11 protein-coding genes are annotated in these 15,839 nt (G+C 34.4%); 1 reads left to right on the plus strand and 10 read right to left on the minus strand.

Annotation, left to right across the window (positions count from 1 at the left end):
* From K350_RS26980 to K350_RS0101620, 6 genes are all read right to left on the minus strand, one after another.
* Positions 1-510 carry a phage tail protein gene (locus K350_RS26980; protein WP_051312759.1) on the minus strand — a complete coding sequence of 170 codons (510 nt, stop codon included), beginning with the start codon at positions 508-510 and terminating at the stop codon, positions 1-3.
* A gap of 27 nt (positions 511-537) precedes the next feature.
* Positions 538-975: a phage tail protein gene (locus K350_RS0101600; RefSeq protein WP_028978421.1), complete on the minus strand. Its 438-nt coding sequence runs from the start codon at positions 973-975 to the stop codon at positions 538-540.
* Positions 976-1,038: 63 nt separating this feature from the next.
* Positions 1,039-2,592 (minus strand): phage tail sheath family protein, encoded by a 1,554-nt coding sequence (locus K350_RS0101605; RefSeq protein WP_028978422.1) that lies wholly within the window; start codon positions 2,590-2,592, stop codon positions 1,039-1,041.
* An 18-nt stretch (positions 2,593-2,610) separates the two neighbouring features.
* Positions 2,611-3,666, minus strand: a complete 1,056-nt coding sequence (locus K350_RS0101610; RefSeq protein ID WP_028978423.1) for a hypothetical protein — start codon at positions 3,664-3,666, stop codon at positions 2,611-2,613.
* 19 nt (positions 3,667-3,685) lie between these two features.
* Entirely contained in the window at positions 3,686-4,231 is a 546-nt protein-coding gene (locus K350_RS0101615) for a Pvc16 family protein (protein WP_028978424.1), read from the minus strand.
* A 20-nt stretch (positions 4,232-4,251) separates the two neighbouring features.
* Complete coding sequence (locus tag K350_RS0101620; protein WP_028978425.1) at positions 4,252-6,027, minus strand: glycosyl hydrolase family 18 protein; 1,776 nt, start codon at positions 6,025-6,027, stop codon at positions 4,252-4,254.
* A gap of 207 nt (positions 6,028-6,234) precedes the next feature.
* Here K350_RS0101620 and K350_RS0101625 point away from each other — a divergent pair, with 207 nt between their 5' ends.
* A complete protein-coding gene (locus tag K350_RS0101625) occupies positions 6,235-6,777 on the plus strand; it encodes a hypothetical protein (protein ID WP_028978426.1) in 543 nt (180 codons plus the stop codon).
* A 59-nt stretch (positions 6,778-6,836) separates the two neighbouring features.
* On the opposite strand, the gene K350_RS0101630 is transcribed toward K350_RS0101625, so the two are convergent.
* From K350_RS0101630 to K350_RS0101645, 4 genes are read right to left on the minus strand one after another with little or no spacing between them, the layout of a single operon-like run.
* A complete protein-coding gene (locus K350_RS0101630; protein WP_028978427.1) occupies positions 6,837-7,913 on the minus strand; it encodes a porin family protein in 1,077 nt (358 codons plus the stop codon).
* Positions 7,910-10,996, minus strand: coding sequence for an nSTAND1 domain-containing NTPase (locus tag K350_RS0101635; protein ID WP_081670847.1), 3,087 nt, complete (start codon positions 10,994-10,996; stop codon positions 7,910-7,912). The genes K350_RS0101630 and K350_RS0101635 overlap by 4 nt, the downstream gene beginning before the upstream one ends.
* Before the next feature lie 9 nt (positions 10,997-11,005).
* A complete protein-coding gene (locus K350_RS0101640; RefSeq protein ID WP_028978429.1) occupies positions 11,006-12,379 on the minus strand; it encodes a hypothetical protein in 1,374 nt (457 codons plus the stop codon).
* Between the two features lie 28 nt (positions 12,380-12,407).
* A complete protein-coding gene (locus tag K350_RS0101645) occupies positions 12,408-15,680 on the minus strand; it encodes a hypothetical protein (protein ID WP_028978430.1) in 3,273 nt (1,090 codons plus the stop codon).
* Positions 15,681-15,839: the final 159 nt, after the last annotated feature.

The following is a 15,839-nucleotide window of genomic DNA, read 5'->3' on the forward strand; positions in this document are numbered from 1 at the left end:
TTAAACCTTTACCTGCTCAAATCGCTTATAGGTTAGTTCCAGGCTTTCAATAACAATATCATTATTCTGGGCATTAAAATTTGATACACTCCACTTAGTGGGATAAGCATCTATAAACTTCCAAGACATGAGCGGCTCATTTTCTTCATCTAACAAGCTTACTACAACATCCTTGGTAACTATTGGCTGGTCAAAGCCATTAATCAATGTTGTTTTACACCATTCACCTAAAGCTGAAAGAGAGGACACTAAGCCTCTCTTTAGCTGTAAAGGTGAATATTTCATTGTTTTAGGAAGCTTATAAGTAAATGAATTCACTCCCCCTTCATAAAAATCCTCCGTCGGTATCTCAGCAGATATGCCAGATACTTCCTGAAAATTTGAATCTAAACCAGAGCTGTCATTTGTATTAACTATTCTAACCCTGAAGTGAAACCCAACAGGTGGATAGTACTTTGACGTCCCACCAGCAGACGGTTTTTTCTTGGAAGTTGAAGTTCCAGTTGCCATTATATGCTTCCGTAAAAATTATTTTAATTAAGCAAGAGTTTGCACTATACCTTCATGAGCAAGCTCAAGAGTTTCTATTGCTACCTCGTTTGCATCTGATTTAAGATCAGGAGCAGAGAACTTAATTGGGAATGCGTTGTTGATTGTCCAAGTAAAAAGGGGATTACCTTCTTCATCAAGCAAGTTAATGATTACAGTTTCTCTTCTTTCTTTATTTACCTGAACATCATTCCACCAGTGCCAGAATGTTTCGTCACCTTGGAACATACCTTTCTTCAAAGTGATGTTTCCGTTCTTTTTAAGTCCTGGTATTTTCTGAGTTAAAAATGTTGAATCATTTCCTGCGCGGTACTCAATAAATTGAGTTTCCATGCTTAATCCAGAAACCTCCTGGAATCCAACTTGAGTTCCTCCTATTTCTACTGAAAAGTGGAACTTAGGAATGGGCCATTGTGTATCTGCCATATTTATATTTTTTTATAATTAAAGACAATTATCAGTTTAGTAATAAAAATTTAAATTAGTCAATTAAGACTCCTGCATTTTTTGCTGGAATGTGATCACGATAAACTCTGCAGGTCTTGAGATAGCTACTTTCACAGAAATTCTCATAACACCATCAAGTACATCATTTGGAGTCATTGTTGCGCCAAGGCCAATCTCAACCTGATAAGCTTGCTCAGGAGATGCTCCTACTAAACCACCTAGTTTCCAAAGATCGTTCAGGAAAGAAGAGATCATACTTTTAACCAATACCCAAGTATTAGAAGTATTTGGTTCATATACATAAGCTTTAGCTGCATATTTTATAGACTGCTCTATAAATATCAACGTTCTTCTTACGTTTATATATCTCCAATCCTGGCTATTCCCGTCTAGGGTTCTAGCACCCCAAACTATTGTGCCCTGACCAATAAATGATCTGATAGCATTAACTGATTTACCTGTTACAGTAAGGTTAAGATCTTCCTGATCATCATGAGTAAGTTTTACAACAGGAGAAATAACAGAAGCAATGCTAGTGTTTGCTGGAGCTTTCCATACACCTCTGGAATTGTCAATAGCAGTATAAATACCAGCCATTGCAGGGCTTGGAGGAAGTACATTCAAAAGATTTCTAACTTTTGTTAAAACTGATTTGAATACAGGGCTAACTACTTTTAAAGTCTGGTTAACACTTTCTGAATCTGCATCAGGGTTAGAAATTTTTTTGATCTCAGTTTTTATTTCGTCTGATTTCTTTTTATCATCAGTAGAACGATCAACCTCTTTAGTAAGTAGGCTTTCCAGAACATCAAGATTTGAAATGTTTTTATAGCTTACTTCTTCATTCTGTACAATTGATGTATTCAAGAATGGGTAATAAGCAGATCCGTAAGCAAGGAAGTTGCTACCAACACCTTCTCTGAATCTTGTAATTACGTCATTTCTGTCATAAGTTCTTGCCACTGTACCTTTGAATACATCAAGGATGGCAAATCTGTTCTTCATTTTGTAACCACAATGAGAAATCATGGCTTGTTGAAGTGCAAAACAGTCACCTTCTTCCAGTTCTATAGCCTCAGGAACTACTACCATAGTTGGCTCTTCTTCACTGATCAAAGCTATAAGGCCATCTTCTAGTGCCTTTTTAGAAACTGAATTTAGCTTTGGACCTGAGCTCGAGCTGTAGTAGTCATCATCTGACTGACTTGAATCTGCTTTGTAATAAGTACCAACAGAAACGATGTAGCAAGTTCCACCTCCGTTTGCAAAGAACAATCTCAACGAATCATAGAAAAGAAATCTTGATTCGCTGTCTTGAACAAGCTTGTAAGATGCACCGTCTACTTGGAAATCAAATGATGATCCCTGACTTTGCTGAATACTAAATGTGGTTTTTACTCCTGCACCAAAAATGCTGTGGTATTCCGCAAGAGATGTGATTCTTACCGGCTGGTTGATTAAAGACTCTCCTTCTCTTATTGCTTTTTCGGTATATCCGATGAATGCCGGAATGGCAGTAGGAATACCAGCAACAGAATTAGGAAAGGCATTTTTCTCTTCAATATAAACGCCGGGGGTTGCTAAAGTTTGCGCCATAGTTATTAATTGTAAAAATTATATGTGAATAATTATTTCCGAAAAAATTTTGGATTTTTCATCCCGTGACTCAGGTTTAACAATTTCAAATGAAGCAAACGGTAATTTATCCATTATTACCTTCCCTCCTGCACTTCCACTCTTCACGTTCTTCAATTGAAACCTGTAATCATACATTTGCTTCAATGGCAAAGGTTGATCGGAGACAAACATTATCGCTTCAGCTCCGTTATTCAACTTTATCTCTTGAGGACCTGAAAATTTTAAATCACCAGAACCGCTATCGATAATTGTATTCTTTAATCCAGTATTGTACTTACTTATCAGTAAATATTTCCAATAGGTCGACCTGGAGTTAAATACTACTTTATAACTATAAAATGGAATATCAAAACTCTTTATCCCACTTATAAGTTCTTCTTTAATTATTCCACTTAAAGAAATATCAATAATTCCAACAGGTTTTACAATTGGAGCATTTGTATACAAGACAAATGAATCTTTTAAAGCTCCATTTTCATAAAGGAAATATAGACCTAATGGCAATTGCGCATTACTAATAGATATACTCCCACCTGGAGCGACTTCTTTAACTAAGACAACCTGATTAAAATCATTTTTAAATTCAAATTTACTTCCTTTATCTCCAGCCAGCAGTACAATTTCCTTTTTTAAAGTATATCTTTCTTTGTCTCCTGCATATTGTCCCTGATGCAATAAAAGGGTTTCATTATCTTTGGTTACCCGATTGTTGGAAAAATAAAAAATTTTCAAATTATTTTCTAATGAAACATCAGTAAAGTTAGAAAAATATTGATTCTTAGTATATAATAAGTAGGTTAATTTTAATTCTTTTCTCTCAATCAGATTTAACAGACCTTCTACCTTTTCAGGAGGATAAAGAAAAAAACATTCACCTGCATCTTCTTTTGTAATGAGATCAAGCTTACGAAGCAGCCCAGTACTTTCAGATGCTAAAACAATCTTCAGATCTTCACCTGGCTTATCAGCATAAAAATTATGCCCAACTGCTAATTTAAAAAGTGTTTTATAATTAAAACTTATATCGAGCATTGTTCAGCCTTTTATTTTTTTATACTATACTGCTAAAACCTGAAACCCTTGTATAATCATCTTCAAAATTGCCTTCCTGAATAGTCACCATGCGGACTTTATATAGAATAGAAGGTAGATATTTTCCGCCCAATGTTCCCCATAAATGACTTTGATTTTGCAAATCCTGATTCACTATTTCAAAAGTCAGCTTTTCAATATTCCTATTTAAATCAGGTGTATTGCTATGGGTGAATACGCAATTGGATTGAAAAAAACTTAAAGTAGCTGATAAAAATTTTAAAGCTTCCGGATAGTTTTTATCTGTAAAGTAGGCAGAACACATGACATAAATATTCAGGTTAATTGGCCGGGCCATGTTAACACTAGAATTTAATCTGCTGGATACTGTTTCTTCCTGAATATTGACTAAAGTGATTACCACTTTATCTGATTCAGTTATAGCAAGACTGCCGTCCTGATTTACTATATTAGATAAGATGACTTTATCCTCACCTAAAGCAAATCTGTTCTTTAGGTAAAAATTGAGTCTTTCTCCAATTATATTTAGTACTGAATATATCATTTATAAAAATAATAATAGTTTTAAGGCAAATCTCTTTCAACCAAAAACTGTCTGCTAAAAATAAGAAATAAAATTCCTGCAATTATAAATCCGCCTAATAAAAATGCAACCTCACGTAAACCTGCATATCTTAATGTAAAGAATATAAGACCAAGAAGTATAAGTAATACTAATGAAATCCCTCCTTGTAAAATAATTTTCCAATATCGTTTGAAACGATATCCGTATCTGAATAGTACTAGAAATCCGGCTATACTGATTCCCATTAAGGAACCGAATACGATAAATAACGGTCTTGGGTTCGTTACCAGTACTCTTGGATTCTGAAGTATTCTCATAGCATAAGATAACATCATCTGCCATGAGAATGATGGTTTCTTTACAGAGGCTTTCAATACTTTGGGTTTAACAACAGAATCTTCTTTTATTGAAAATTTATCTGCAAGCAACTCCCATAATTCTGTATGACCATTATCATAACCAAGAGCCCAAATACCTATACCTCCAATTTTTTTCTCTTTTATCCAATCATACTTTTTACCTAAAGAGACTTTATCCTCGAACCAGATTTGTCTGTACCGATTCTGATCATCTCTGTAAACATGAAATTTACTGCCACTGACCTCATCGTCGCAACATAAAAGTTCACCATGTGTATTTTTGATACTTCTGTACATTGAGTATCCAACAAAAGCCTCTACTTTACTAGGGAACTTGAGATCTTTAGTTTGCCATTCTGCCCCATAATATGGTAAACCCAGAAGCAATTTACCAGGTGGAACTCCTGCAACCAAATATTCATCTACTGCTCTTTCTAGGTTATAAGGCCACCAAACATTACCACTTTGAATAGGCGCTACAGGACCTGCCACTTTGCTATTAGCTCCATAAAATTCATAACCCATGATTACAAATAAATCAACATATTTTGACAGCTGTTGCATTTCATAAACATTATCAAAGTCAACCGCTGGTAAAGCAATTGTTATAAGATAATCCTTTTTGGAAGCTCTTAAACTTGAGGATAAATCTATGATAAAGTTAGTCAGATCTGCCCTATTAGATGAAGAAATCGCTTCAAAGTCTATATTGACACCATCTGCATTCTTCTCTCTTAATAAGGTAATAAGTGTATTAATAAATGTTTTCTGTGCACTTATATTAGATAAAAACTTACCGTTATTTCCAGTTCCAAAGTTCGTTACACTTAATACAACCTTACAACCATGGGCATGGGCAGAGTCTATTAGAGATGTAGTCTTCCACTCATGAATATTAAAATAAGATCCTGTATTTGGATCCAGTTCATAGCTAAAATAGGCTATAACTGATAATAAAGAAAAATTATAACTCTTGTATGCATTCCCCATCCAATAAGGATGCCATCCAAATACATGCTTGGTTGAGTCTAATGTATGGTTTTTCTTATATACTTTGTTATTTGTAATCAAAAATTCTTTCTGCCAGCCTTCTTCACTTGTCAAATTAAAATTGGGCTTTCTTGATTTAACAGAGAAGTTTCGCTTCTTAAATTCGGTGGTATCAAATTGTACAGCCACATCAAGGATCTTCGGATCGTCCTGTTTGAGAGAGTCTCTTTTGGCAATAAGTTTTTGTAAAGAATCTTTGAGAATCTTAACTGTTTCTTCTTTCTTTTTTTCTTCAGCTACTTCACCTTGCTTTTTGTCAACAGTGTTATCTATAAGATCTCTCAAAACATTCTGACCAAATGAATCTAACTGCTGTAATAAAAGGACTGAACAAACAAACCAAAAAATTAAACTTTTATTGAGCATAATTGCTTATAAAACTATGATTCTAAAATTAAAACTTACTTTATGCATTCTTAAAAATGGAGATTGCTGGCCATTAAACAAAGTTTAAACACTTCTTGTAAGCAGATACAAAGATATTTTTTTTTCTAAAAAAAGCGAGCTTTTTCTCATGAAACTTACTTAGAAAGAAAATTTTTTTTTTTTAATATTGTAACTTTAGAATCTTCTATGAAAAAATACTTTTTGACTTGTTTATTTTCCCTTCCTTTATTCTCTTATGCTATGGCTGGAGGTAATAAAAATGAGGTCTATCAGAAGCAGGAAAACCCACTGGATTCAGCACGTTTATTACGTGAGGAACATATTAATGCCCTAAAAACATTATCGCCTAGTATGACTGGGAAAACACCGCGAGGCAATAAATATGACCTATTCGGCATTAAGAAAGGAAAAGAATGGACATTTCTGATTCTTGATAGTACAGACTTCTACTCTATAAGAAAGATTAAAGGTAAGGATGAAATGGAAGAAAAAGATCAGTCCTATACGGATATGATTTGTCTTATGGTAGAAAGCAAGTTAATAAGACAAAAGAAAAAACCCAGGAATGTTGACGGACTAACTTTCGCATGTTATTATAAATTTAAGCCTAATGCGAAAAAAATGTATAGAAACTACAACAAGATTTCTAAAGATGCGAAATTCTACCTAAAAAATGCAAAAGGAGGAAAAGCGGGAAGGGTAAAAATTCTGGATAAGGCATTAAAATAAAAGAGGAGGAATTAACTATTCCTCCTCTTTTATTTTAATGCCTTATTTATCCCAAAAACTCATTCATATTTTTCTTTAGTCTTTCTTTTCAACTTCGGTTTATACAATGGATAAGAATAACCTAATGAATACTGAAAAGAATTTACTTTAAAATCACTGTCGGTATAAAAGTATTTGTACATAAGATCATCGTTTGAGTATCTTTTATCAGGATCGTTGAGCTTATTCAACCCATGGCAATATCTCACATCCAGAAATATATAACCTCTACCGATAATATTCTTAACTTTAATACCAGCTCCTAAAATAAGATTATAATTTAATCTCTGTCTTAAATCTGTAACATCAATTTCTCCTTCTTTAACTTCACGACCTCCTCCTACATATAAAGAATCTTTCCTTAATGGAGACATCCTTGATTTTGCCAGGTAAGAAATGGAAACACCCGCATTAACATAAGGTACCCATTTTTCTCTTCCAAAGTTAAAATTAACTAGCACTGGAAGTTCAAAATAAGTTTGAGTTTCGGGAAGTTCAATTGTTGAATAATTAAAAAGCTTTTCTTTAAAAACAAACCTCTTTTGGCTGTACAATATCTCTGTTAACAATGAAAACCTTTTGTATATAGGAATTTGTACAAAAACTCCTCCTTGAATTCCTGCTTTAGAGTTGTAATCCCCGATGTTTACTTGAGAATTTTCATAACTAAAATTCTTTTTGATATCAATATCGGAAACATTTACTCCAAACTTTCCTCCGATTAATAAATACGGAGTAGTTCTGAAGCTATTATAAAGCTGGACAAACTCATTTGGATCTGTTGGCCTCAATTTATACTCAGGTCCGCTTTTTAATAAGAGTGTCATTGATTTCTCTGCTTTTTCTCTCTCATTAAAATAAAGGTTTGACAATGTTAAAAGTCTATATGCTTCTACTTTTTCCTGTTTTGTAAAACCTTCATTTAAGCATGGTTCAAGTATCTCGGCTATTTCAGAAATTCTACCTTCTTTATATAAATCCTGAGCTTTTGAAAGCACCTGCCCACAATCACTGGTTTGGGCAGAAACCTGACACATCATTGCTAATATGAAATTTAAAAAAGTAGTTAATAAAAATCTGGATGCTAATGAATTCATTTTCCGTTTCCTTTCGGTTTATCTAAACAAGTTTTTTCATATTCGATATCATCTCCGACAAATTGTTCCCATTCTTTGTTATTCATGTTCCTGCTTACTTTGTCACAAACAATGTCTTTCATCAATTCTATTTTTGTAGGCCAAACTTTTATTTTATTATCCTTACAACCGGCAAGTAGTTTATTGCCATCAGGACTAAATTCGATTGACCAAACCCAGTCATCATGATCTTTAAGGACAATAGGAGCATCATAAATATTCAGCATATTCCAGATTCGAACAGTTTTGTCAAAACTACCTGTTGCAAGCTTCTCTCCATCGTTGCTAAATCTGATATTATTGATCCTCGCTGTGTGTCCTGAAAGTGTTGCAAGAATCGTTTTGGTTTGCATATTCCAAATCCTTACAATTCCTTTTTCATCTCCGGCAGCAAGCAATAGACCATTTTTACTGAATACTATCGACACAACTGGTACATTATCATGAAACAGTACTGATTCCTGATTTTTCCTATCCAGATCGATTAAAATAATATCACCATTTCCTTTAGCTGCTGCAACAATATTTGATGTTGGATTTGTGGCAATAGCATTGATTTTAGAATCACTGATGATGACTTCCTGAGAAGTAGCAGATTCAACATTCCATTGGTAAATCCTTTTATCATTACCTGCGGAAATAATACTTTTAGAATCTTTAGTAAATCCAAGGAACCAAGTTTCGGTTGTTTTTGACTTAAAAATTTTAGGTTTAGCACCAATCTGAGATAAGTCAAACAACTGCAAATAGCCATAATCACCGCCAGCAACCAGAAATTTATTATCCGGACTCAATGCAATCGATTTATGGATATGAGTTGGTGATTCACTGATTAACTGCCTGGAACCATCTTCTTTTTTAGGATCCCAACGATTGATTTTACCATCACTTCCTGCAGAATAAATCATCTTTCCGGTAATGGTTGTTGATAGCGCACGGACATTCTGAGTGTGCCCTTTTAAAGGTTTGAAAGTAGAATCGCCAAGAGATTTTATAGCATTGTACATTGCATCAAAGATATCCGGATCGTTATCTTTTCCTCCATGTTCTTTATTAAACAAAAACGCTTGTTGCGCTACAATCCCCTTTTGCTCTTTATCCACAAGACTTACAGACTTTATTGCCATTGATTTTGCAATAGAAAGCATTCTAAGGTTAAACGCTTTTCTTTCTTCTGTTAAAGCTATCTGATGTGCTTTCTCAGCCTTTGCCTTTTCGATAAGTGCATTTTTAGTCGCAAGTTCTGCCAATAGTTTCTGTTCTTTAGCTAACTGTGCATTCTTCAAAGCCTTTTCCGTTTCATTTAAAGCTATTTTCTTCTGCTCTAAAGCTTCTCTTTCACTTGCCCTGGCCTTTTCACTTTCTTTTTGTGCAATTTTGGCCTGTTCTTCTGCTACTTTAGATTGTCTTCTAGCTTCAGCTTTCTGCTTTTCAGCTTCTCTTCTTTGCTGCTCTCCATATATGAAGAATAAAAAGGCTACGATAGCACCTAAACCAAGTATAAGCGCAGTTATTCTTGCAGCGATCAACCTTCTTCGCTGCATTTTCTCTTTCATAATCTGCTCTCTCTCGAATTCTTTTTTACTGAAATCAAGAAAAAGCATAGTTCTTTCATAAGCCTTGTGGTAACGAAGTCCCCAAATCTTAGACGGATTTTGTTCTGCTTGCCAGTTAAGCGCTATTTGCAGATCTGGTGGTCTCCATAGACCTGACTTTCCTTGCTGATGCATCTCAGCTGCTTCAGCTAATCTCAGGTACATTTTTACTGACTCAGCTTCCTCCTCAACCCACTTCGTAAGCATTACCCATATTCTCATCAAACTTTCATGAGAAATATCAATAACACTATTTTCCTCCAACTTTACATTTGACGGAGGCATCAACAATGTATTTCCTGTTTTCCTAAAATGGTCTACAACCTCTACAACTTCTACAACAGGAGCATTTGCTATCACTGCAATATCAGAAAGTTTAGCAGGTCTTCGCACTCCCCTGCCTTCATCCCCTTTTTCAGTTATAGACTTGAAAATCTTTTCACATATCTTTTTCTGATTTTCATTGAGTTCATTGAAAGCCTCATTAGCATGAACTGAAAGAGCTTTTTGCATACCTCCAACAGCTTCATAATGGGCTATCTCCATGAAATCCGAATCTCCATTTCTTTGCCAATAATCCCAAGTTCTCATCAATGCGTGCTGCATAATTGGTAGAGCATCTGCATTGTCGCCAACATCATTTAATAGTTGTTGAACGAGACGATCATCTATCTTGCCTCCCATTACAGAAACAGGTCCTAAAATAGCCTGCTTCTTTTCTTCTCTCGTCATTTGAGGGATCAAAAACTGGCTGTCATTGATCAACCTTGTCAATTTGGGAAACTGAGAACAGTCACCCACAAAATCCGATCTCATTGTAATTACAACATAGATTGGAATTTCACGCTGACTGACAGCTTCTGTAATAATCTTTATAAATGCCGATGCCTCATCTACTGCATGATCATCGGTACTTTTAAATCTAAATAGTTCTTCAAACTGGTCAATAAAAATAAGATGGTTCTTTTTTTCTTTTCTTATTTTGGATTTTACAAGTTCAACCAAACCATACGAACTGCCTTTGAGAGTTAAGAAATTCATGTTTGACATGATCTCCCTTTTCTCAGGATCCGCTTCGTTTTTAATTTCACTATCTATAAGTGCATCAGAAAGATTTTTGATAGGTGCAATTCCGGGTCTGCAGATAGATACCTCCCATTGTGATGAATCTCCTGTTTTATAATCTCCATAAATTACCGGTAGCAGACCGCAATACATAAAAGAAGACTTTCCAATACCAGAAGTACCTATAACTCCCACAAACCTATGGTCTACAAGTTTTTTAAGCACTTCGTCTATTTGTCCCTCTCTTCCAAAAAACAAATGACTTTCCTCATACCTAAAGGGTCTGAGACCGGGAAACGGATTAGGTTTTTCTTCCTGGAGATTTCTCACCTGAGAAACCTTTTTTCCCGGTTTTACTTTTCCTGATGTTTTTGTTGAAAGCATCCTTTTTATTTAAAAAGCTGTATTAAAAAATGAAATTAAAACTTCTTTATCAATTTGGCCATCAGCCTTTACATGATATACATTTTTGAAAATTTCATCGCCAGGCAATTCTTCATTTTCAAAATTAATTACACCCCGTCTGAATGAAGTACTGGTATATTCCCAGGACTTAAGTTTATAAAGCTCACACATTTTGCTCCTCAACCAACTTGACTTTTCATTGTGATAATAAAACAGTATAGAACCACTTCGTTCAACTTTATCTTTATCTATCGTTATCTTATTTAAAAAAACTTCATATCCAAACTCTTCAAGCATGAACTTTACCGACTCTGCCCCTTCTTTATTCTTCTCACTGTTTACAATATAAACAGCCTTTTGTCCGCCTCCGGAACTACTTGCATTGCCTGATGAGGAAACACTATCATTAGAGGTCAGTTTCTCAATAATAATGTCCTTGAGTTCTTCAACTGTACTTTTTATTATATCAGCTCCTGCATAATGTCTTTTCTCTTTATGAACCTGGCTGATAAATTTTTTCTGATTCTCATTTTGAATAACAAGGTTATCTGGAATCCATATAATTCGTTTAAAATCCTGAGATTTGCCTTCAACCTTCTCAATATAATATTGAGCGGCAACCTGATTTTCCAAGCTATAATTAGGAATGTTACCTCCTGAAGTTTCCTCAAATATTTTCCCAAAAAGATGAACCGATAAAGCACAGTTCTTGATCTGTTCATTAATGATCTTTTCCTTATCCTTACCTGATCCCAAAATCGGAGTATTGGGATAAACCCTGTATCCTAGTTGCAGAAGCTCCCGTCTTATTTCTTCTCTTATAGGTATTAAATCTCTGGTCACTTCAGCTAAATATAATGACTTTGACTTGTCATGAGTTACAGTATCAACAATTCTGCTGTTACATTCACGCTCCAGTTCTGCACATAAATCATAAATTTTAAAAAGGAAAAAATTTAAGAATTCTTTTTTAAAAATGTCCTTTTCCTGAACTTCATTTCCTGTATCCGGATCAAGGAGAAAAAGCTTTGACAATTTAAGATCCGGATATGATTTTGCAGCAGGATTTAATGCATTTTCTTCTTTCACTAGTCCGCATTTCAAAATAGATGGGGAAGCTATGATCTTTTCAAGACGTTCTTTAAAATCATTCGAAGAAAGAGCATATGAAGAAAATACAGGAAGATAAACAACAGTTCCATTTTCCTCAAATGGATCGTTAAAATCCTTTAATACCTTCACATTAAATCCCTTTTGAGAAAGGCCAAATGAAAGGTATTTTATAAGATAATCAATCCAAAGGTTTTCACCAGTGTTTATTGACGGGCAGTCAGGCAATAAATATAAATTCGAATCTTCCATAAAGTTTCCTTTAAAAATTTAAACCTTATTATACCTTGGGATTTTTCTTATTTTTAACGATTGATGTTGGGATGTCCTCAAAGAATGACATTACTTCGTTAAACTCTTCCTGCTTTACTTTATAAACAGAGCAGTCTGTATGTGCGAGCAGATCAACTTTAAAATCTGCGGAACTTAAATATGTAAAATTATTAACAAAACCATTCTCTGAAACCACTTCTGAATTTCCATCAGCGCTGTTCACCATTATTTTTCCTGTACGGATAAAATAGTAATCTATATTTTCAGGTCTTTCAAATGTTGCTATAATTTCACCTTGTTTAAATTCATGGAATGAAGTCACTTTGGCAACCTCCATCAAAATAATACCGGGCACAAATCTAAAATCATCAACTCCCTTTAGAAATCTGATAATTTCAAATTTCAAATTAGGAGAAGAAAAATATTCCTTTGCATCTGTCTGATTTATTAATTCTTTATTTTCACTTACTTCCAGCTTGCCTTCTTCAAGCATTACATATTCATGATCTCCGGAAACATTTGAAATAAGGATTTTACTTACCACATCTTTGCTAAAATTCGCTCCTAATTCTCTTCTGAACCTTTCGAAAGCAATAGGAAACAAATGAGGGGCTTTAATGTAAAGAGCTACGGATGCTGTCTCCTTAAGCAGAGGATCCGGATTGATGATATTGGCTACGAATATATCTGTATTGATTTCTTCCTTTTGTTCAGCAAGCTCTTTGAGAGCACAGGCTTTTGTCCATCTATTTACATATTTATAGTCCCTCTGAACCAGGTCGTATAGGATCTCTAAGATATCCAATGGTTCAGATGGAAAGTATTCCTGCATTCTCTCCAGTTTATCTTCATAAGAAGCGGTATTTAATATTGGCAGCAGGAACGGTTTCATTTCTTCTCCCAATGTCACTTCTAACAAGCCAAAGGCATACTCACTTTTCTCTGCGTCTTTTGAAAATATATTTTCCTTGATAAGGGCAATGGTTTTAGGATCGTAAAGAAGAGAGAGCAATTTAAAGATGCTATCATAATTACTCTCAATTTCAGAGAGCATTGCCTGTATTATAACATCTGATGCTTTAAAACTAACAAGATCAAGATAAACAGACATGTTCCAGACTAACACACTAGTATATTCCTCTAGCTCTGCTTTGAATTGAATTACCCTGTCTCCTGTAATATTATAACCTGATTGACTCAGTGCTTCAAAAGCAGCTCTGGCCACATTATGATTTCTGTATGAAAGTTTCTTCAAAAGTAATTGAACAGCATTTTCAGTTCCCATTCTTCCATAACCCTGAACTATCCTTAACTGAATTTTCTCTTCCTGGCCTGTTAGGTAAAAAGCATTTTCAGCAGCAGGTAAAATTTTCTCTCCGGTAGCTACAAGTGCTGCTAATGCACCATTGCTGTAAAAAGGTTCTGAAAGCTTTTCAATGAGGTTTTTCTGAAGATCGGAATTGGCTGAATTAGCTGATGATACCACGGCATTATAACGCACTTTTCCATCAACATCCCTAAACAATTTATTTAAAAGTCTGGGCTTAATTGCATCTTCAGAATAGGCTGATAAAAGGGCTCCGTAAACCCTTTCTCTTCTTAATTTTGATAGCGTTAACTGCTCAATATATTTTACCTTTTCAAGACGAAACTCGGCAGCGTTCAATTGAGTGTATACTTTATCAAGCAGGTCTCTACATCTGAGAACGGGATAAAATCTGGAATTTTTAATAGCTGACAGCACTGGAATTGCTGGTAAAAGACATAATTCTGAGGCCTCATTTAATGCAATTTTCAAAATCTCTTCGTCTTCATTTTTCAGTAATTCAAGGACAATACCCTTATGAACATGAGGGTCTAAAATCTTCAATAGATTCAGATATGTTTGGAGATTTTTGCCAGGAATATTTAAAATAGTAAATGAAAGTTCATCAATAATTCCAGATGCCGCTCTGTCTTTTTTCTCAATTTCTTCAGGCATATCAAGGCTTACCACAAGCTTTTCCCTATAGGCATTATTCATTCTTATGGCTACATAAGCCCATACTCCTAATAGAACAAGAATAATTACCGGTATAAATTCAACCTTAATATATCTTAATGCAATAATTAATAATAAACCAGTAACTGCCTTGCCTGCTTCTCTCACCACTCTTTCAATTTTTGACTGAACATCAGACCTGAGCAAATGATCAAGTGGCATAAAGAAAAATTTAAAAGTAGAAAATTCAAGAGATTTGAAAAGGCTCACAGAAAGCAGCTTTGAAATACAAACCAACATGAAAAGAAAAAAGAATACAGATTTAGTTGGATCAAATCCTTCTACAATACCCAATACCAGGAATATTGTCGTAAACAAAGCTAAAAATCCTGGCAGAATTAAAAGACTTGTTAAATATCCATATTTAGCATTTACCCATCTTGCCGCAAAGAGTTGCAGAAGAAAACCTAATCCAATAATAGCGGCAGAAAAGCCTGAAAGAAAATCAATCGTTTTTCCAGCGCTAGCATATTGGTCTTCTACAAAAACTAAATAAAAGTATTCTGTGAAATAAAAAGTAAGTCCGGAAAGCAAAGCAAATAATATCAATAACAAAGTGTAATTCTGCTTTATTAATTTATTGTAGTTATTATAAGCTTTAATGTATTGAACGTTTATTTCTATCTTCGTCAGGAAAGTTTTGCGGATTGAAATGGCAATAAAAACAAAAAAGGTTATTCCGAAACTGATACAAGAGATCAGATAGAGATTTGAAATTTTATTAAAAAAACTATGTTCAGATAATGCAACTACGGATAAAATACTTACCATAGCGACTACCATACCACTCTCTGCACTCATTGAAAGCCGGCGTCCCTGAGCAAGATCAAACAACCTTTCAAACAATCCCCAGAATAACAATAAAGCCAAAGCAGTTAAAGGCCCTGTAAGTACAAATGCAATATATGTAATAGCAAGACCTGGGGCATAGTTGGATATTAGTAAAATCGAAAATGGAATTACCAATAACACCAGAGAAGATATAATACTTACTTTTGAAAAAGATATCCAGTTATAAATACTAATGAAAGTATTTGAAATAAACACAGTGAGGAGTCCGGAACAAATCATGGCTCCAGGTAAATAAGTTTTGTTAAAATGTTCCAGGAATACAGATACTGAAGCAAGGTCAAATAGAGAAATCGCAATTCCTATGAAAACACCTAAACTAATTATCCATAAAAGGGATGAAGTTTCACTTTCTTCAACCCTGAGGACTTTTCTTAAGAATCTTGACATATACTGGGAAATAAAAAATGATCATCAAAAGCGTTCTTTAACATACAAATATAACATTAGGAGCTGAAAATGAAAGAATGTGAAGAAAAAAACAATGATAAAAAAAATGATCCTCAAGGTAATTTAAGGATCATTCCACAAAAATTTAAAATATTACAA

The sequence above is a fragment of the Sporocytophaga myxococcoides DSM 11118 genome, assembly GCF_000426725.1.
Lineage (GTDB): Bacteria > Bacteroidota > Bacteroidia > Cytophagales > Cytophagaceae > Sporocytophaga > Sporocytophaga myxococcoides.

Bases quoted from the DNA above. Each gene is read 5' to 3' on its own strand.
- K350_RS0101610 (WP_028978423.1), bottom strand. From the start codon at position 3,666: ATGCTCGATATAAGTTTTAATTATAAAACACTTTTTAAATTAGCAGTT.
- K350_RS0101625 (WP_028978426.1), top strand. From the start codon at position 6,235: ATGAAAAAATACTTTTTGACTTGTTTATTTTCCCTTCCTTTATTCTCT.
- K350_RS0101645 (WP_028978430.1), bottom strand. From the start codon at position 15,680: ATGTCAAGATTCTTAAGAAAAGTCCTCAGGGTTGAAGAAAGTGAAACT.
- K350_RS0101640 (WP_028978429.1), bottom strand. From the start codon at position 12,379: ATGGAAGATTCGAATTTATATTTATTGCCTGACTGCCCGTCAATAAAC.
- K350_RS0101630 (WP_028978427.1), bottom strand. From the start codon at position 7,913: ATGAATTCATTAGCATCCAGATTTTTATTAACTACTTTTTTAAATTTC.
- K350_RS0101600 (WP_028978421.1), bottom strand. From the start codon at position 975: ATGGCAGATACACAATGGCCCATTCCTAAGTTCCACTTTTCAGTAGAA.
- K350_RS0101620 (WP_028978425.1), bottom strand. From the start codon at position 6,027: ATGCTCAATAAAAGTTTAATTTTTTGGTTTGTTTGTTCAGTCCTTTTA.
- K350_RS0101605 (WP_028978422.1), bottom strand. From the start codon at position 2,592: ATGGCGCAAACTTTAGCAACCCCCGGCGTTTATATTGAAGAGAAAAAT.
- K350_RS0101615 (WP_028978424.1), bottom strand. From the start codon at position 4,231: ATGATATATTCAGTACTAAATATAATTGGAGAAAGACTCAATTTTTAC.
- K350_RS0101635 (WP_081670847.1), bottom strand. From the start codon at position 10,996: ATGCTTTCAACAAAAACATCAGGAAAAGTAAAACCGGGAAAAAAGGTT.
- K350_RS26980 (WP_051312759.1), bottom strand. From the start codon at position 510: ATGGCAACTGGAACTTCAACTTCCAAGAAAAAACCGTCTGCTGGTGGG.